At 46.2% G+C, this 20023-nt stretch carries 13 protein-coding genes; 10 read left to right on the forward strand and 3 right to left on the reverse strand.

What is annotated here, in order from left to right; all coding sequences use genetic code 11:
• Positions 1–18 precede the first annotated feature (18 nt).
• The 5 genes from JGK11_RS09230 to JGK11_RS09250 all read left to right on the forward strand — a co-directional run bounded on the left by JGK11_RS09230 (position 19) and on the right by JGK11_RS09250 (position 4748).
• Positions 19–918, forward strand: a complete 900-nt coding sequence (locus tag JGK11_RS09230) for a sugar ABC transporter permease (RefSeq protein ID WP_293182579.1) — start codon at positions 19–21, stop codon at positions 916–918.
• 174 nt (positions 919–1092) lie between these two features.
• Positions 1093–1956, forward strand: a complete 864-nt coding sequence (locus tag JGK11_RS09235) for a carbohydrate ABC transporter permease (protein ID WP_293182581.1) — start codon at positions 1093–1095, stop codon at positions 1954–1956.
• Positions 1957–2210: 254 nt separating this feature from the next.
• The gene (locus JGK11_RS09240) at positions 2211–3293 is read left to right on the forward strand and encodes an ABC transporter ATP-binding protein (RefSeq protein WP_293182583.1); all 1083 of its coding nucleotides are present in this window, start codon (positions 2211–2213) and stop codon (positions 3291–3293) included.
• Positions 3294–3779: 486 nt separating this feature from the next.
• Positions 3780–4220 (forward strand): DUF3574 domain-containing protein, encoded by a 441-nt coding sequence (locus JGK11_RS09245; RefSeq protein WP_293196735.1) that lies wholly within the window; start codon positions 3780–3782, stop codon positions 4218–4220.
• Between the two features lie 321 nt (positions 4221–4541).
• Entirely contained in the window at positions 4542–4748 is a 207-nt protein-coding gene (locus JGK11_RS09250) for a hypothetical protein (protein ID WP_293196734.1), read from the forward strand.
• Here the strand turns inward: JGK11_RS09250 and JGK11_RS09255 are convergent.
• Positions 4745–4927: a hypothetical protein gene (locus JGK11_RS09255; protein ID WP_293196733.1), complete on the reverse strand. Its 183-nt coding sequence runs from the start codon at positions 4925–4927 to the stop codon at positions 4745–4747. The genes JGK11_RS09250 and JGK11_RS09255 overlap by 4 nt on opposite strands.
• A gap of 76 nt (positions 4928–5003) precedes the next feature.
• Here JGK11_RS09255 and JGK11_RS09260 point away from each other — a divergent pair, with 76 nt between their 5' ends.
• Together JGK11_RS09260 and JGK11_RS09265 are read left to right on the forward strand one after the other, a co-directional pair.
• The gene (locus tag JGK11_RS09260) at positions 5004–5516 is read left to right on the forward strand and encodes a hypothetical protein (protein WP_293190424.1); all 513 of its coding nucleotides are present in this window, start codon (positions 5004–5006) and stop codon (positions 5514–5516) included.
• Between the two features lie 520 nt (positions 5517–6036).
• Positions 6037–8058, forward strand: a complete 2022-nt coding sequence (locus tag JGK11_RS09265; RefSeq protein WP_293211346.1) for an ABC transporter ATP-binding protein — start codon at positions 6037–6039, stop codon at positions 8056–8058.
• A 768-nt stretch (positions 8059–8826) separates the two neighbouring features.
• Here JGK11_RS09265 and JGK11_RS09270 read toward each other — a convergent pair.
• Positions 8827–9036 carry a hypothetical protein gene (locus tag JGK11_RS09270; RefSeq protein WP_293182595.1) on the reverse strand — a complete coding sequence of 70 codons (210 nt, stop codon included), beginning with the start codon at positions 9034–9036 and terminating at the stop codon, positions 8827–8829.
• A gap of 151 nt (positions 9037–9187) precedes the next feature.
• Here JGK11_RS09270 and JGK11_RS09275 point away from each other — a divergent pair, with 151 nt between their 5' ends.
• Positions 9188–15454, forward strand: coding sequence for a PAS domain S-box protein (locus JGK11_RS09275; protein WP_293211348.1), 6267 nt, complete (start codon positions 9188–9190; stop codon positions 15452–15454).
• A gap of 290 nt (positions 15455–15744) precedes the next feature.
• Complete coding sequence (locus JGK11_RS09280) at positions 15745–17055, forward strand: cytochrome P450 (protein ID WP_293182598.1); 1311 nt, start codon at positions 15745–15747, stop codon at positions 17053–17055.
• Positions 17056–17463: 408 nt separating this feature from the next.
• On the opposite strand, the gene JGK11_RS09285 is transcribed toward JGK11_RS09280, so the two are convergent.
• Entirely contained in the window at positions 17464–18060 is a 597-nt protein-coding gene (locus tag JGK11_RS09285; protein ID WP_293211350.1) for a chorismate lyase, read from the reverse strand.
• Between the two features lie 275 nt (positions 18061–18335).
• On the opposite strand from JGK11_RS09285, the gene JGK11_RS09290 reads away from it, so the two are divergent.
• On the forward strand, positions 18336–19958 hold the full coding sequence (locus JGK11_RS09290) for an NAD(P)/FAD-dependent oxidoreductase (protein WP_293211353.1): 1623 nt from the start codon (positions 18336–18338) through the stop codon (positions 19956–19958).
• Positions 19959–20023: the final 65 nt, after the last annotated feature.

A 20023-nucleotide genomic window follows, 5' to 3' on the forward strand; every position in this document is an offset into this window, starting at 1 on the left:
AAATTAGGGCTAAAAAATATGCAATCAGACAAGATGCGACAGCGCGAACAAAGAACCGGATGGATATTAGTAGCACCAGCATTGATAATTCTGCTGCTAGTATTTGCTTACCCAATCTTGCGCGCGTTTTGGCTGAGTTTATTCACCCAAAACCTCGGTACTGAATTGAAACTGGTTTTTTCCGGCTTTGCTAACTACAGTCGAATGTTAGGCGACGGGCGTTTCTGGCAAACTTTAAGCAACACCACAGTCTTTACTTTTGCCTCTGTTGTGCTGGAATTAATTCTCGGCATGGGCATTGCCTTAGTCTTAAATCAATCTTTCACGGGGCGCGGCATTGTGCGGACAATTTCCCTGCTGCCTTGGGCGCTACCTACTGCATTGATGGGTGTAGCTTGGGCGTGGATTTTTAACGATCAATACGGCGTAATTAACGACATTTTACTGCGCTTGGGATTGATTCAAAAGAGCATTAGCTGGTTGGGAGATCCGACTTTGGCAATGATGGCAGTGATTACAGCCGATGTTTGGAAAACTACGCCGTTTGTCAGTCTGCTTTTGTTAGCGGGATTGCAATCGATTTCCGGTGATTTGTATGAAGCCCACGCCATTGACGGCGCCAGTAGTTGGCAGAGTTTCCGTCAAATTACCTTGCCGCTGCTGATGCCCCAAATTGTGATTGCTTTGCTGTTTCGATTTGCCCAAGCTTTCGGCATTTTTGACTTGATTCAGGTGATGACGGGAGGGGGGCCGGCTGGGGCGACTGAGACGGTTTCTATCTACATTTACAGCACGGTGATGAGGTATTTAGACTTTGGGTACGGGGCGGCTTTGGTGGTGTGTACTTTTTTGCTGTTAGTGGCCGCAGTTGCGATCGCCAGTTACCTATTATCGAGAGCCCGCACCACTCAAGTTTAGATTTGGGATTGGGGATTTTAGGTTGGTGGTAGTTAATGAATCAGATACGTTGAGGGAGAAATTAAAATCAGACTATTCATTGCTTCAATCTTCTTCCTTCCAGGTAGAGGTAGCTGTCAACTGTCAACTGTCAACTGTCAACTGAATGAAACGTTCCTTTCATTGGTATAAACTATGTCGATCGCCCGCGAACAACCTACCACAAAACCCTTTAACATCCGGCAATTAATCTTGCCCCTATCAGCGATATTAATTGTCGCCTATTTCCTCGCACCCATCATCTGGCAGGTGCTGACATCATTCAAAGTAAACGGCGATATCTCAGCAATTCCCAACGTCTACATTCCCGCACGAATTACCTTCGATCATTACCTGTCCTTATTCCAGCGCCGTCCGTTTGCACTTTACATTTTAAATAGCGCTTTTGTTTCCATTACTTCCACACTGCTGTGTTTAGCAGTAGGTGCTCCCGCAGCTTACGCATTAGCCAGATTGCGGCTGTGGGGCGAGAGAATTATTCTGGCAAGTGTGACAATTGTGACGCTATTTCCGGCGGTGTTGTTATTTTTAGGACTGTTGGAAATAGTCAAAGCTTTGGATTTAGGAAATAATTATTTAGCCTTAATTATCCCTTACACCGCCATCAATCTGCCGCTGACAATTTTGGTAATGCGGAGTTTCTTTCAGCAACTGCCAAAAGATTTAGAAGATGCAGCTAAAGTTGACGGTTACAACACCTTTCAAATGCTGTGGCAAATCGTGCTACCGATGACATTTCCCGCCTTAGTCACAACCGGAATTTTGACATTTATTTCAGCTTGGAACGAGTTTATTTTCGCACTGACATTTATGACTCGCGAATCTCTAAAAACAATTCCCGTCGCCACGGCTCAACTCAGCGGTGCATCAGTCTTTGAGATTCCCTACGGCCCGATCGCAGCAGCCACAGTTTTAGGAACCTTACCCTTGGTTTTGCTAGTTTTGGTGTTCCAACGGCGCATCGTTCAGGGTTTAACAGCCGGGGCTGTCAAGGGATAGTAAGGAGAGTTTTGAGTGGTGAATTTGTCAATAAAACAGTCAAATAGTTAAGGATCGCGAATTAAATAATTTACACAAGTTTGTGGAATGGGCGTCCCGCCCGTCCAGAAAGAACGGGCGGGACGCCCATTCCACAAGAACAATAAAGATTGTAAGTTATTTAATTATCATTCCTAAGTTGATTCCTAGTGACGAATAACCAATAACCAATAACCAATAACCAATAACCAATAACCAATAACCAATAAAAAATCATGGCAAAACTGCAACTAAAAAACCTCAATAAAACCTACAGCCCCAAAGTTGTACCAGTAAAAGACATTAGCTTAGATGTCAGCGAGGGCGAATTTCTGACCTTGCTGGGGCCCTCCGGGTGTGGCAAATCTACCACGCTGCGGTTGATTGCAGGGTTGGAACAGCCGACTAGAGGCGAGATTAGAATTGGCGATCGCGATGTGACATATCTCAGACCGGGCGATCGGGATATTGCAATGGTTTTTCAAAGTTACGCGCTGTATCCGCACATGACAGTGTACGACAATATGGCATCCAGCCTCAAACTCCGCAAAATATCCGACAGCGAAATCGATCGCTTAGTGACAGAAGTTGCAGCATCCCTCGGATTGACCGAATTAGTCGATCGCAAACCGGGTAAACTATCAGGCGGACAGCGGCAGCGAGTAGCCCTCGGACGCGCCTTAGTGCGCCAACCAGCAGTATTTTTGCTCGACGAACCTTTAAGCAATCTCGACGCCTTATTGCGAGAAAAAGTTAGGGCCGAACTCAAACAATTGTTTTCATCCCAAAAAGCCCCTGTAGTGTACGTTACCCACGACCAAACCGAAGCAATGACACTTTCTACAAAAGTCGCAGTTCTCAACAGCGGCAGCATCCAGCAATTAGACCCGCCACACTTGATTTATAACCGTCCGGCAAATCAGTTTGTAGCGGGTTTTGTAGGCAGCCCGCAAATGAATTTGCTAGTGCTTAAATGCCAGGGAAATTTTGCGATGTTGGGCGATTCTGGAGTTCCGCTACCAAATCTGCCGACAGTCCCACCAGAGATTGTCTTGGGAATTCGCCCGGAACACCTCAGCTTTGCAGATGTAGAGGCCAGGAAGAAGCCAGATCCAGAGGCAATTAAAGGTGAGGTTTATTTAGTAGAAAACTTGGGAATGCAAAATTTAGTTAGCGTCCGAGTTAAAGGTTTGGAGTCAGTAACGGTGCGCGCTTTGCTCCCAAATGACCGTCAGTGGAGTTCCGAAATTGTCGAGCTGGTTTTTCCGTCTCAGTTGCTGCACTGGTTTGATGTCAAAACTGGCGATCGCTTGAAATGAAAATTTGGCCTGTATAACACGATCGATTGAAAATAGTCTAACCCTGTGCTGAAAAATACTATTTCTGCTTTTAACTAAGTTATGACTGTAGTAAGAGGTATAAGTATTTGGCTGCTGTTAAGGTGATATTTGTGCTTGAAAAAGCTAGTTGACTGGTATCATTTGCGATCGATCGCCATCACAAAAAAGGTTTGTAGTGCGGACTTAAGTCCGCAGTATAGAGGTTTTCAGAAAGATGAGGTATGACTGACAGCTTATATAATAATAAACAAAGAGGGCTGAAGCCCAACTACGTCCGCGAATCTTTTTAAGAAAGGCTATACAAACTAATCTGCACATTTTATGTTAAATTATATCGCGAACGGTAGCATCGGTATTGTGCGATCGCTCGGGCGGTGCCTCAGTACCAATAGTCTCATAGTCGGTAGTTAAAGAGCGATCGCACTGGCGCACCCTACTACTTGTTTATTTATAGAAAATAATGACATGAAGAACAAACATCTTAACAGTCTTTGCTTGGCAGGCCTGCTGTTGCTCGTGCCGATTTGTCCGGGGACAATTGCCCGCGCTCAAATTTCCGAAACTTCCGATACTAACGCCAGTCCAAAAACCTTCCTCAAAGATGAACTGTATTTTGGCTTAACTAAACCCGGAGGCGAGACAATTTCTGAGTCAGAATGGCAGGAGTTTGTCAAGGAAGTTATTACCCCTCGTTTTCGGGAAGGGCTAACTGTATTAGACGGTTCCGGGCAGTTTCTCAACCAGGGCGGAATATTGATTCGAGAAAACTCTAAAATAGTTATTTTGATTTATGAAACTAGCCAGGAAAAAAATCGAGCTATTCAGGAAATTATCGAAAATTACAAGCGCAGGTTTCAGCAGGAGTCAGTGCTGCGAACGACCAGCGAAGTTAAGGTTTCTTTCTGATTAGCTCATCCAATCAGCGTTTTTATGATATTATTCCTAGTAATCAAGGTCATACCCTCAGAGATAAGTAGGGTGCATTCAACAGTTGACAGTTGACAGTTGACAGTTGACAGTTGAATTTTGACTGCTGACTGCTGACAGTTTAGGAGCGACCTCTACCCTTAAGTCAGAGAATTGGAATAATGAATAGTCTGATTTTAATTTCTCCCTCAAAGGGAGAGGCTTTCAACCAATTTTTTCTCGTAAAAATTATAATTTGTGGGTATCGATCGCACATTGCAAAAAGTCGCCAGAAAAACCAGCCCGGGAGAAAACAAAAATATGACGAACGATGGCAACCCAAAAGCCCAAGCGCCGGATAACGACGATGTACAAAAAAATTTGGACGGTATTGGGAAAGCTTTGATTGTGAGCGTGGCTTGGTCTTACGCAGAGGCATTGGAGCGAACAAAACGAGATCGAAAAGAACAGAAAGCTACGCCGGAATCTCAACCAGAATCTCAACCAGAATCTCAACCAGAATCTTAGACATCCGCCGCTGCGAAAACAGCGCAATTGCTTTCATCTACAGAAAAGCGATCGATCGCGCACCGGCGAACCATCACAATCATCGCGATCGAACACATTGGAATCGACTTTTTCGGCAGATTCCCGAAATTGCAGCGGTTTTTATGCCATTTTACCTCAATATATTTTATTTTACCCAAAGAGATTTAAATTAAACAAAGTACGGTTTTATAGCTACAGTGTACAGAACAAACAACCAATTTTGAGATCGGTCTCATGTCTAATTCAAAAATGATTGGCAAAGCGATCGCAGGTGGCATTTGCTTCGGCATCCTCGCCAGCAGCTTCAACGGCGCGCAAGGCCCAGCATCCGCAGCAGCACCAACAATTGCCGAAGCAGCAGCCCCCGCCGCTAGCAATATCGACAAGCAACTTCTAGGTCAATGGCAAGGTACAATCCCCTCCGGTCAGTCTTTCACCTTCGTCTTTGCCCCAGAAGGCAAATTGTTCATGATGGGTAAATGCCCCGACGGAGCCCCCTGCGCCAAAGAAACGAGGTATAAAGTTAATCTCGCTGCAAAACCGATGCACCTGGATGTCAGCCTCAACAAGACCGAAACCGTTGAGACTGTTTTTGAGTTGACTCCCGAAGGTCAAATGCGCCTTCAGGTGGAAGGCACCAATCCCGGACTGCCAAGACCGAATTCCTTAAACGACCAGGCAACCGTGTTTAAAAAGGTCTCCGAGACCACTGCACTGCCTGCTGGCACTCAAGTCATCGGTTATTGAGGAAAATTCTTCCCCCGCATTCGGCAGTTAAGTAGTTCTGGGTTTTGAGTTTTGGGTGTTGTTATAGGCAGTTTTCAATTCTATGAAATATAGTAGGGACACCGCGCCGTGCACATTGGTGTCAACAACCAGGTCAAACCCAGTCACAGATGGCTGTTTGACCATTAAACTTAGATCCCCCCTTAGCTTGCCCCCTACTCCCCCTTAAGAAGGGGGGGACAAGAAGTTACTCAAAGTCCCCCTTCTTAAGGGGGATTTAGGGGGATCTAGACTTGGCATAAAACCCATATTTCTCAAGGGTTTCAGCCTTAAGTTGACACGCCTTGGGCGAAGCGTAGCGGAGGGAGTGCAGTGTCCCTACCGTAGCATCTGTATTTTTTTTACTAAGCGTGAAAATCACCATCAGTTAAAGAATTTAAAATTTAAAACTGAAAATTTAAGAGTTTCCCGCTGCCTTCTGTCTTTAACAGGCCCTGCTACAATCCACTTAATCTCCTTTTAACTTTTGCCATAGACTTCCATGAGTGAAACCGTCCTAGAAGTTCGCAACCTGCGGGTTGAATTTCAATCTGCGGACGCAGACAATGCGTCCGCAACAGTCAAAGCTGTTGACGGCATTTCCTTTGAGGTGAAGCGAGGGCAAACTCTGGGAATTGTCGGAGAGTCGGGTTCGGGAAAATCGGTAACATCCCTCGCTGTTATGGGTTTGCTGTCAAGTTCGTTAACGAAAATCCAGGGCGAAATATGGTTTTCTCCGACAGCAGATGGCGCTACCAAGCAGCCTGTGAATCTGCTGGAAATGCCCGATCGGGAAAAACAAACCTACCGGGGAAGCCAGATTGCGACGATTTTTCAAGAGCCGATGAGTTCGCTAAATCCCGTTTTTACGATCGGCTTTCAACTCACAGAAGCCATTTGTCTCCACCAAAAGATATCCCAGACAGCAGCGCGGCGCAAAGCTGCTTCGCTATTGCAAGAGGTGAAGCTGCTACCGGGGGACGAGGAACTGCGGCAGCGCTGTTTGGCTTTGCGGCAAGAAGCAGGTGCCCAGGACGATCGCGATTTCATGCCACAAGTCAACGGCCAAAAACAAGCTATGCTCGATCGCTATCCCCACGAACTCTCCGGCGGTCAAATCCAGCGCGTGATGATTGCGATGGCCATTTCTTGCAATCCCACTTTATTAATTGCTGACGAACCGACAACAGCCTTAGACGTAACCGTGCAAGCAACAATCTTAGCTTTGCTGCGCGAGTTGCGGGACTCTAGAGGCATGGCAATGATTTTTATTACCCACGATTTAGGCGTCATTGCTGAAATTGCCGATACGGTGGCGGTGATGTACCGAGGTAAAATTGTTGAATGCGGTGCGATCGAGCAAATTTTCAGCAATCCCCAACATCCTTACACAAAAGGTCTCTTAGCTTGCCGCCCAACTCTCGAACGCCAAATGCGCCGCTTACCGACAGTTTCCGATTTTATGGAAGTCACCACAAATGCTAGCGGCGAATTGGTAATTGTCGAGAAAAATGTCGATTTAGACGGCGACAGCAGCGGCGGACTTTCCACTTTTCCCACCGGAAAACCCCCTCGGCTGCCGAATATTTCCGAGCCTTTGCTAGCTGTTAATAACTTGCGAGTCGGTTTTCCGGTGCAAGGAATGTTTGGCGAAACTAAACGCTTGTTTATGGCGGTAAACGATATTTCTTTTGAGGTTTACCCGGGCGAAACTTTGGGTTTAGTCGGCGAATCTGGCTGCGGTAAATCAACTTTAGCGAGAGCATTGCTGCAATTAATTCCGATATCCAGCGGCAAAGTGTTTTTTGAAGGTCAAGAAATTACCCCTCCTACCAAAAGTAGTTCCCGAGGGCAGTGGATGGCTAATTATCGGCTCAAAAAAGAGTACGATCGCCAATTGCGCCGGCTGCGGCGCGATTTGCAAATTATCTTTCAAGACCCTTATAGTTCTCTCGATCCGCGCCTGAGTGTTGGGGAAGCGGTGATGGAACCGATGGTGATTCACAGCTTTGGCAAAAACCCGAAAGAAAAGCGCGATCGCGCCGCTTATTTGTTGGATAGAGTGGGTTTAAATCCCGATTTTATGCGGCGCTACCCCCACGAATTTTCCGGGGGACAGCGGCAGCGAATTTGTATTGCTAGAGCTTTGGCTTTGAATCCTAAGTTTATTATTTGCGATGAATCGGTTTCTGCATTGGATGTATCGGTGCAGGCGCAAGTTTTAAATTTGCTCAAGGAGTTGCAAACAGAGTTTGGACTGACTTATATTTTTATTTCTCACGATTTGAGCGTGGTCAAGTTTATGAGCGATCGCGCGATCGTCATGAACAAAGGTAAAATCGAGGAAATTGGCACAGCCGAGCGCATTTACCGCCAACCGCAGCAAGCTTACACGCGGCAACTGATAGCTGCTATTCCGGCGGGGAATTTGGAGCGCATTCGGCAACAGCAATTAGGTCGCCAATCTGCTTTGTCTGCTGCGAATGCGCCCCTATCGCCTGGGGATGAATCGCAACAAATGTGATATTATCTAGTCCTTAAAATTAACCCCGAGCCTTTGGCAGCATCGGACTAAATGCCTCATCCAACCAATTTGATTGTGGTGGTTTGATGGGATACAATTCTAACCAAATCCCAGAATTAAGCCTACACATGGATTGTACCAAGGTTTGTAGTGCGGACTTCAGTCCGCTTTATACTGCGGACTGAAGTCCGCACTACAAACCGTTTTTGTGATGGTAATCAACCGGACACGATATTAATACCAGATTGATAATTGTAGCAAGAGTTTTGTGAACTTGTATTAATACAGTTAAAAAAATCAAAATCCAAATTAAACACTTAACACTGGATTCTGCCTTCGGTATGGAGAATGTCCGGTTATAGCAATTTGCAACACTCGCGAAGTACAACGGATCCATTCCCAATTCCCAATTACCCGGGAACATAGGAGTTTAACTAACAACTCCTACCAACATCTTTTTATTTTTTTTTCATAAATCAACAGTCGATCTTCATTTTAACTTCACAATTAATAGGTAGTATGAAATTTGGTTGAATTTGACGGAGAGTGCGGGTTTTTCAACCAGCAGTCAGAGAGTTCCCCGCAGTATTTTAGTACATCAAACCGGGTCATAACTTACGCAAAAAGTGGTTTGACAAGATACTCTTACGCGGTAATGTGCTTCAGGCGCACTCTAGATAATTAAATTTTGCGTGCTGGACTAGCTAGATTAGGCCAAATGTCCAATGACCAACAGCAATATCTAGTCCATTATTAAAGATAAACCCTTTATGCCCTTACAAAAAATGATAAAAGCCGCACCGCAGCTAAAAAAATATTACTCGCTAATTCCGTAAATACACTTAATTTTATGGTTGTGTTGCATAAAATAAGGAAAAAATGCCAATGCTTGATTTCGCCAGCTAGAAAAAATTTACCCGAAAGAATTGGTTGAAAGCCCCAAGCCTGCTCGGGAGAAATTAAAATCAGACTATTCATTACTCCAATCCTCGGACTTAAGGGTAGAGGTAGCTCTCAAATAGTCAACTGTCAACTGTCAACTGTCAACTGTCAACTGTTGAAAGTATTTTAACATCTTTAGAGTTGTTTTTAAGTCTTAACTCATCAAAAATTAAACTTATTCAAAAAAATGAAAGATCTAGTTCATATAGAAGAATTACAAAACACTAAATTGTTTAAATTCCTGCAACTATTATTGATAAAATTAACGGCAGCAGTCACCAGCAGACAGAAGGCAGAATGCAGTATGCAGTATGAACAAACAATCAGCCTCGCGACGATCGCCTCAGGCAGTGTATTCTCAGTTGCGAGTGTGGTACTGCTTGTATTAAACGGGTTGCTGGTAACAGGCGGAGGCGATGGTTTGTGCAAGAGCCAACTCGCCCTGGGATGTTTGGCTGTAGCCAATATTGTCATGTTGGTGGTGTCCGCGCGATCGCACGCCTCTGCTGTCTGGGCCTACAACGATCGCCAAGAGAGCAAGTTCAACCAGGGCGATCGATTTTTTAGCCTGTCGCCAGATATGCTCTGCGTAGTTGCTTTTGACGGTTATATTAAGCACATCAACCCAGCAGCCGAAAAAATCCTCGGCTATTCCCCAGCCGAAATGGTGGGCAAACTCTTCATTGAATTCGTCCATCCAGGCGATCGCGAAACTACTCTAAAACAAGCTGAAAGGATTGCTGCGGGGAATAATATCGTTGGGTTTGAAAACCGCTGGCTGTGTCGCGAGGGGTCTTACAAGTGGATAGCCTGGACTGCTAGCCCTTTCTGCGAAGAAGAATTGATCTATGCTGTCGCCCGCGACGTTACCGATCGCAAACTCGCCCAAGAGTCGCTCCAGCACAGCAATTCAATCTTGCGTTCCGTGATTGAAAGCACGCCGGATGTCATTTTTGTCAAGGATATTCAAGGCCGCTACGCGATCGGAAATTCTGCCCTAGCTAATTTTTTTGAAAAACCTATTGAGGCAATTATAGGCAAAGACGATACAGAATTATTTCCCGCTGAAATAGCCAAAAGAATGATAGATTCAGACATCGAAATTCTAGCATCAAGAATACATTTCAATCAGGAAGAAAATCTCCATATAAATGGACAAATGCAAACATTTCTGACAGCAAAATGCCCTTGGTACGACTCGGAAGGAAATGCGATCGGCATCATTGGTATATCACGCGACATCAGCGATCGGAAAGCAATAGAAGCAGCACTACAAGAAAGTAACATCCTCTTTGAAAACGTCATCGAAAGTACAGGCGACAGCATTTTTGTCAAAGATATTCAGGGCCGCTACCTATTGGTCAATTCTACGGTTGCGGGCATGATTGGCAAGCCAAAATCAGAAATTTTTGGCAAAAATGATGCCGAATTATTTCCGCTGGAGATTGCGAATATGCTGGCGGAAAATGACCGCCGGATCTGGCAATCTGGGATTGAGGAAAGCATCGAAGAATTAGTAAAAGATAGTGAGGGCAACATCCTGACATTTCTTTCTACCAAAAGCCCTTTGCGCGATCGCTCTGGAAACATCACGGGCGTGGTGGGAGTTGCTCGCGATATTAGCGATCGCAAACAGGTAGAAGCCGCCCTGCGGCGCAGCGAAGAGCGGTTGCAGCTAGCTCTTTGGGGTTCCGACAGCGGAATGTGGGATTGGAATATAGTTACTGACGAAATGTATTGCAACCACGAGTACAGTGCTTTGTTGGGCTACGAACCAGACGAACTACAAGCAAATGCGATCGGTTTGTCACAGCTAGTTTATCCCGACGATTTACTGGTATTGAACCAGAAATTAAATGCCTATTTGGAAAATCCAGAAAATGGCTATGCTGTTGAGCATAGAATGTTAGCTAAATCCGGCGAATTTAAATGGATTTTGGCGCGGGGGAAAGTCGTAGAAAGAGATGAAAATAATGCTCCGGTGAGAATGATTGGCACTATTTCTGATATTGGCGATCGCAAACAAGCCGAAAAAGCTCTCCAAGAAAGCGAGCAAAAATATCGGTGTTTAACTGAAGCCACCTCCCAAATTATTTGGGATACTACCGCCGCAGGCGAAGTTGTCGCCGAACAAACAGGATGGAGTGCATTTACGGGAGCGACTTACGACGAAATTAAAGGATGGGGGTGGCTCAATAACATCCATCCCGACGACAGAGAATATACTGCCAGGATGTGGTCTGAGGCACTTGCCGATCGCACCTTATTCGCAATAGAACACCGCTTGCTGCGGCACGACGGCGAGTACAGGTATATGACCGTGCGCGGTATACCCGTATTGAATGCAGATGGCAGCGTTCGCGAGTGGGTTGGCATCCACTCCGACATTACCCCAGCCCGCCGCGCCGAGGCAGAAATGTGGCAGCAAAAAGAATTTCTGAGCAGCATCTACGACAGTGTGAACTACAGTATTTTCGTACTAGATGTCGGCGCAGACGAAGAATTTCGCTACGCCGGCTGGAATCGAGCAGCAGAGTTACTCAGTAACATCAGCAAGGAGGAAGGATGCGGCAAAACTCCAGAAGAACTTTTCCCAGCATCTACGGCAGCGTTTTTCCGGCAGAAATTAAGAGAATGCCTGCTAAAAAATAGCTCTCTTTCTTACGAAGAATCTGTTAGTCTTGAGACTCAAGAAGTCTGCTTTATCACAACTCTGACTCCGCTGCGAGACGAATTTGGGAAAATTTGTCGCATTGTGGGAAGTGCTACCGACATTACAAAACGCAAACAAGCCGAAGCACAATTGCGCGAACAAGAAGAATTTTTAAACAGCATCTATAACGGATCGAATCAAGTTATTTTCGTGGTAGATGTCGCCGCCGGAGAGTTCCGCTATGCAGGCTGGAATGCAGCTACAGAAGCATCTACAGGCATTTTGAGTGCTGATGTCAAAGGCAAAACTCCCGAAGAAGTGTTTCCCCCAGCAGTAGCAGCAAATTTTCGGCAAAGATACCTCGATTGTTTGGCCGCAGACAGCTCGATTTCTTACGAAAATAGCGCCGAATTGGCAGGTGTAGAAAATTGGTTTATCGTAACTCTGACGCCCCTGCACGATACCTCTGGCAGCATCTACCGAATTATTGGTAATTCCACCGACATTACGGCTCGAAAACTTGCAGAAGCAGCGCTGCAAGCTAGTCAGCACTTTGTTGAGCGCATTGCCAATACCAGTCCGAATATTCTCTATGTTTACGACGAAATCGAGCAGCGAAATGTGTATGCCAACCGCGAAATCACCGACCTCCTGGGCTATACAGTGGCAGAAGTTCAAGAAATGGGCAGCAATCTGTTGCCGACAATTATCCACCCTGAAGATTTAGCTAAATTTCCCAGATATATCCAGCAAATAGAAAATGCTCCCGACGGCGAGGTGGTTGAGTACGAATATCGGGTACTCGACAGACAAAATAGTTGGCGCTGGTTAGTCAGTCGCGATATTGTATTTAGCAGAACAGAGTCGGGCAAAATCCAGCAGCGTCTCGGTGTTGCTGCCGACGTTACAGATCGCAAATTCGCAGAACAAGCTTTAGCAGAACAATTGAAACTTTCTTCATTCACAGCAGATGTGGGAATTGCTCTGACTGAAAACCGCACTTTACCTGCAACTTTGCAAAAATGTACCGATGCAGTTGTGCGCCATCTGGATGCTGCGTTTGCTCGGATTTGGACGCTCAATGAAGAGGGAAATGTCTTGGAATTGCAAGCAAGTGCGGGGATTTATACTCACATTGACGGCGCTCACAGCCGCATTGCGGTCGGCGAGTTCAAGATTGGTTTAATCGCCCGGGATCGACAACCTCACCTCACTAATTCTGTGCAAGAAGATGCCCGAGTCAGCGACAAAGAATGGGCGAAACGAGAAGGAATGGTGGCTTTTGCTGGATATCCGTTGATTGTTGACAATCAGTTGGTGGGAGTAATCGCCATGTTTGCTCGCCAGGAGTTGACGGAATCTACACTGATTTCTTTTGCGTCAATTGCCGATTCGATCGCCCTGGGAATCAAGCGCAAACAAACAGAACTTGCTCTCGCCGCCCAAAAGCAAACTTTGAGGGGAATTATTGACAATGCTCCCATCTGGGTGTGGATGGCAAATGCTAGCGGGCGGATGTTATTAGCCAACAAAACTTTCTGCGAAGATGTAGCTATTCCCGAAGAGAAGTTCTTAGCAGCCTCTCACTATTCCGAAGTTTTTGGATTAGAAGCATCTGCTAACTGCATGGTATCAGATGCACAAGCCTGGAGCCAAGATCCTCCCTGTTATTCTGAAGAATTGCTCCAGTTGGTTGACGGTGAATACCACCAGTTGGAGATAATTAAAACTCAGGTCAAAGATGATTGCGGTAATGCGATCGGCTTAATCGGTTTGGGTTTGGACGTAACGAAACAAAAAGAAGCTCAAAGACAGTTGCAAGAGTCGGAAGCGAGATTCCGCAAATTAGCAGAGCAGGAAGCGCTGCTTAACCAACTAGCTAGCAATATCCGCAAATCTCTGGATTTAGACACTATTTTGGCCACAACTGTGCAGCAAATACGTGAATTGCTGCTGCTCGAACGGTGCATATTTATCTGGTATATAACCAACGAAACATCAGCATTTTGGAATGTAGAATACGAGGCAAAAAATGATGAACTACCTTCCTTGCTGGGTGTATTTCCGGCTAACTTGACTGGTTCTAAAGCCGAGCGAATTGCCAATATTGAAATAATTCGGGTGGATGATTTTAAAAATGTTACCGATCCAGTAGAGCGGAATTTTTTCATGTGTATAGGATTACAGTCTATGCTGGACATTCCCATTCAGACATCTTCAGGTAAAATAGGGGTAATTTGCTGTAGCGCTTCTAGCAGCATCCGGTGTTGGAGCGATGAGGAAGTGGAACTGTTAGTGGCTGTGGGCAATCAATTGGCGATCGCCATTAATCAAGCCGAACTTTACGAAACATCTCGCCTCGTCGCCGCCGAAGCTTCATCAGCAGCCATGAAGCAAAAATTGCTCAACCAGTTAGGCAGTCAAATCCGCGCTTCTCTCGATTTAGATACTATATTGGCAACAACTGTACACCAAATTCGCGACTTGCTACAACTCGATCGCTGCTTGTTTATTTGGTATGTATCCGATGTCGAGATACCCGCTTGGGATGTCGTCCACGAAGCTAAAAATGATGACTTGTTCTCGCTTGTGGGTTATTATCCTGCTGACGTAACGGGGAGTCTGGCCCAAAAAATAGCCCAATCGGAAATCTACCAAATAGATGATGTTGCAAATTTGAGCGATCCCATAGAAAGAGAGTTCTTTTTGCAGTTGGGTTACAAGTCTGTCTTGGATTTGCCGGTCAAAAGTGCAGGGGGTTTAATTGGTGTTGTGGGCTGCGTGGCTTGTCGCGAGATGCGGAGGTGGACACAAGACGAAGTGGATTTGCTATCGGCAATTGGCGATCAATTGTCGATCGCCATCAGCCAATCCGAACTCTACACCCAAAGCGTCGATTCAGCCCGAATGGCGCGAGAACAAACTGCCCAACTAGAAGCAACTCTGTGCGAACTTAAGCTTGCTCAAACCCAGCTCGTGCAAGCAGAAAAAATGTCGAGTCTCGGTCAGATGGTAGCAGGAATTGCCCACGAAATCAATAACCCAGTCAGCTTTATTTTCGGCAATCTTACCTACACAGAAGAATACACCACAAACCTGATGAAACTGCTGCAAATGTATCGAGATGAATACCCGGAACCGACCGCAGCTATTCAGGAGGAAGTAGAGGCATTAGAGCTAGATTTCTTGTTAGACGACTTGCCAAAAATGCTGTCTTCGATGCAGGTGGGAGCAACTCGCATCCGAGATATCGTGCGGAGTTTGCGAAATTTCTCTCGCCTTGATGAATCTGAAATGAAAAAAGTTAACATTCACGAAGGCATCGACAGCACGTTGATGATTTTAGAACACCGTCTGAAAGTTCAGCCCGTTAGCGCAGCGGGTACGGAGTACCATCGCCCAGCAATTCAAGTCGTTAAAGAATACGGACAATTGCCGCTGGTAGAGTGTTACGCCGGACAATTGAATCAGGTGTTTATGAATATTATAGCGAATGCAATTGACGCTTTACAAGAACCGCTTCCAAATTCAGCAATTATCCGCATTTCTACAGAGGTAGAAGGTAATTTTGCTGCGATTAGAATTGCTGATAACGGTGCAGGTATCACCGATCAAGTCAAGCAGCGGATATTTGATCCGTTCTATACTACAAAACCGATCGGTTCGGGGACGGGAATGGGTTTGGCGATTTCTCATTCTATTATTGTCGAAAAACACAAAGGTGAAATCAAGTGTTTCTCTGTGGTGGGGAAAGGCACTGAATTTACGATCAAGATTCCGATTCAAAGAAGAGAAAATTAAATAGGTTCTATAGGGTTAACTCTTAGGTACGTAGTTGCGCTTCAGCGCTCTTTCGGGTGCATCTGGCGCAAGGCGAATATATCCGTATGGGCTATAGCATGACCTCGGTGAATATGAGATGATAACTAATAACTTATATGCGGTCATGCTTCGCCCTCTTCCTTGCGCCAGATGCACCCGCTCTTTCATATGTATAAAAGCGCTGAAGCGCAACAACGTACCTTTATACAGTTGCGTAAATTCAGTTAATATGATATGAACAATCTAAAATCTGAAATCTGAAATCTGAAATGACATTACCTCCAGGCAATTTGGGTTTACCGCTAATTGGCGATACCCTCAACTTTTTACAAGATGCTCAATTCGCCAAAAAACGCCACCAACAGTACGGGCCAATTTTCAAAACCAGCATCTTCGGACAGCCTACCGTGTTTGTGTCCGGCTCAGAGGCGAATTTGTTTGTTTTAAGCCATGAAAATCAATATTTTGTTATGAGTTGGCCTCCGAGCATGAAAGCGCTTTTAGGGCCGCTTTCCTTGGCGCTGCAAACGGGTTCGGAACATCAAAATCGGCGCAAGCTGCTGTACCAAGCGTTTCAACCGCGAGCTCTGGCGGGCTACATCGGCGGGATGGAAGATATCACTGGGCGCTACTTGGAAAGATGGACGCAGATGAGCGAGTTTGCGTGGTATCCCGAACTGAGAAATTATACTTTTGATGTTGCTAGTAAGTTGTTAGTTGGGATTGATGCTGGTTCGGAGACGGCGCTGGGACATTATTTTGAAACTTGGTGCGAGGGTTTATTTTCGATTGCTTTAGATGTGCCGTGGACTAAGTTTGGAAAGGCGAAAAAGTGCCGAAAGTTACTGTTATCAGAACTTGAAAAGATTATTCGCGATCGCCAACAAGATATGGGAGAAGGGAATGATGCTTTGAGTTTGCTGATTTCGGCTCGCGACGATGACGGAAACAATTTGAGTTTGGAGGAGTTGAAAGATCAAGTGCTGCTGCTGTTGTTTGCGGGACACGAGACTTTGACTTCGGCGATCGCCTCTTTTTGCCTTCTCCTAGCTCAAAACCCCGATGTGATGGCAAAAGTTCGCGCGGAACAACAGCAGTTTTCGGCAACTGAACCGCTAGACTTGGAACAGCTCAAACAAATGACTTATTTGGAGCAGGTGATGCGAGAAGTGCTGCGGTTGGTTCCGCCGGTGGGAGGCGGTTTTCGGCGGGTAATTCAGGCTTGCGAGTTCGGCGGCTACGAAATTCCCCAGGGTTGGAGCGTGCTTTACGAAATCAATCAGACGCATCAGGATAGCTCAGTTTATCCCGAACCCGATCGCTTTGACCCCGATCGATTTAGTTTGGAGCGATCGACAAATGCTAAACCTTTCAGTTACGTGCCCTTCGGCGGCGGTTTGCGGGAATGTTTGGGGAAAGAATTCGCGCGGTTAGAGATGAAACTGTTTGCGGCGAGGATGGTTCGAGAGTGCGAATGGGATTTGTTACCGGATCAAGATTTGAATTTAATCCGAGTACCGACTCCACACCCGCGTGACGGTTTGCGAGTGAAGTTCCGGCAAAAAATTGCAGGTTCGTAGTGAGGACTTCAGTCCGCATTCAGGTTCGTAGTGAGGACTTCAGTCCGCATTCAGGCTCGTAGTGAGGACTTTAGTCCGCATTCAGGTTCGTAGTGAGGGGAGCATCTCAGTTTTGCATTTATAGTGCGAGCGTCCCCGCTCGCGTATGCTACAAATCGCGAGCGGGGACGCTCGCACTATAATAAAAAAAATGCTTTTTGCAAAATTGAGATGCTCCCAAGCGTGAGGACTTTAGTCCGCATCTATCCGAGGACTAAAGTCATCACGCTCCGGTGCATTTGGTTTTTGAAGAGGGCGAAGCATGACCGCAGATAAGTTATTAGTTATAATCTCATATTGACCGCGGTCATGCTTCGCCCCTACAAATATATTTGACAAACCCAGATGCACCTGCGATCGCCTACAATATTACAACTCCATCGGCCCCAAATACTTAGTCAAATAAGGCGAAAACACCTCATAAATCAGTGTCAGCGGCTTCCCGTGATGCCAAAACAAATAGTGTCGCCCCCAAAAAGGCCCCGACTCTTGAAAAGCCGACTCCAAGGCCACCGACTCACCGCAATAAATGCCTTGCACATCGCGATACAATTCAGTCCGCAGGCGCGCTAAACTTGCCCAAATTGGCAAAGATTTATTTTCCAAATATTCATCTACGTGACTCGCTTCCCACCAAGAAGTCGCGTAGGCGAGGCGCTGTCCCGAAGCTGTACGCAGCCACACTTGACGGCGCAGGCGCGGCCCTGGAACCGCCACAATTTGTGCAGGCGCGCCGTCTGCATCCTCACCCACTAAGGACATATCGATCACATCTACTTCTGTGGGTTCCCCTGTCAGCAGTTGCAGGTGACGGGTGGGGGAACCGTCGCCCAAGAGCAGTATTTGCCATGCGGGTGCTAGCTTGGTGTGGGGTAAACCCTTCTGTACTGCGTCTTCTGCTCCTTCCCACAGGGGGTTGAGAGCGTGCCAGGTTTGGCTGTTTTTTGGTGTAAATGTTGCAGTCAAGGGTCTTTACAAAACTTAATTTTTTGTTTATTATAACGCTTCTGCAATCTACAGTTTAAATCTGTTTAGAAACGGGTTCTCCGGCCCGTTCCACAATAAAATTGAGTTTTTGTGGAACAGGCATCTTGCCTGTTTTGAGAATGTTACGGGCTCTCCGGTCCGTTCCACAATAAAATTGAGTTTTTGTGGAACAGGCATCTTGCCTGTTTTTGAGAATGTTACAACATCTCAGTTAAATCCATTACCCAATCCGTTGCCGAACTTCTTTGCCCTATATGTTACGAATAACCGAAATCAAACTTCCCTTAGATCATCCTGAAGATGCGATCGCCAGCGCCCTTCTCAAAAAGCTGCAAATTCCCCCCGCAGAATTGCTCAGCTATACCATCTTCAAACGCAGCTACGACGCTCGCAAAAAAGCCGAAATTGTTCTTGTCTATATTGTGGATGTCGAGACAACACAGGAAAACGAACTTCTGCAACGCTTCAAAAAAGACCCTCATGTCATGGTGACGCCAGACACGAGTTATCGCTATGTAGCCCAAGCCCCCAGCAATTTGACGACAGTTCGGCCCATTGTGATCGGTACGGGGCCGTGCGGTATGTTTGCAGGGCTGATGCTGGCACAAATGGGGTTTCGCCCGATCCTTTTGGAACGTGGCAAAGCTGTGCGCGATCGCACGGCTGACACCTTTGGATTTTGGAAGAAAAAAACTGAATTCAACCCAGAATCTAACGCCCAGTTTGGCGAAGGCGGTGCGGGAACTTTTTCCGATGGCAAGCTCTACAGCCAAGTTAAAGATCCTCAGCATTACGGGCGCAAGGTGCTGACAGAACTTGTGAATGCGGGTGCTTCACCGGAAATTTTATATATTAATAAGCCGCATATTGGTACGTTTAAATTGGTGGGAATTGTCCAAAGTATTCGCGCCCAAATTGAATCCTTAGGCGGTGAGATTCGGTTTCAAACTCGTGTCGAAGATATTCATATCGAAAATGGCAAAGTGCAGGGAATTACTACAGCCAGCGGAGAATATATTGCTAGTAATTATGTAGTTCTGGCGGTGGGACACAGCGCCCGCGATACTTTTGAGATGTTATTCTCGCGCGGTGTTTACATTGAGGCTAAGCCTTTTTCGATTGGTTTTCGGGTGGAACATCCCCAAAGTGCGATCGATCGCTGTCGTTTTGGCGATCGGGCGGGCCACAAGCTTTTAGGTGCCGCCGATTACAAACTGGTTCACCACTGTGCAAATGGTCGTTCTGTCTACAGTTTCTGTATGTGTCCCGGCGGTTTGGTAGTGGCGGCGGCGTCGGAACCGGGGCGACTTGTGACGAATGGGATGAGTCAATATTCTCGCAACGAACGCAATGCTAACAGCGGGATTGTGGTGGGTATCACGCCGGAAGATTATCCGGGTCATCCGTTGGCGGGAATTGAGTTTCAGCGTCGCCTAGAAGAACGGGCATTTGAGTTAGGAGGTGGCACTTACAACGCCCCTGGGCAGCTTGTGGGAGATTTTTTGGCGAATCGCCCTTCGATCGCCCTAGGCGCTGTGCAGCCTTCTTATACGCCCGGAGTTGTGATGACTGATTTGAGCGAAAGTTTGCCGGATTTTGCGATCGTAGCCATCCGCGAAGCACTTCCGGCTTTTGACAAACAAATTAAAGGATTTGCGATGGATGATGCGGTTTTGACTGGAGTGGAAACGCGCACTTCTTCACCAATTCGGATCAAGCGCAAAGACGATTATCAGAGTTTGAATACTGAAGGGCTTTATCCTGCGGGGGAAGGTGCGGGATATGCGGGTGGAATTCTGTCGGCGGGGATTGATGGGATTAAGGTGGCGGAGGCGGTTGCTTTGAGTATTTTACAATCTTTAAAGCACAAAGTTTGAGGTAGGATTAACTAAGATTTTGCACAATGTCAATTAGCCTTTTATGAACAGGCAAGATGCCTGTT

It is taken from the genome of Microcoleus sp. PH2017_34_RAT_O_A (assembly GCF_020737885.1).
Lineage (GTDB): Bacteria > Cyanobacteriota > Cyanobacteriia > Cyanobacteriales > Microcoleaceae > Microcoleus.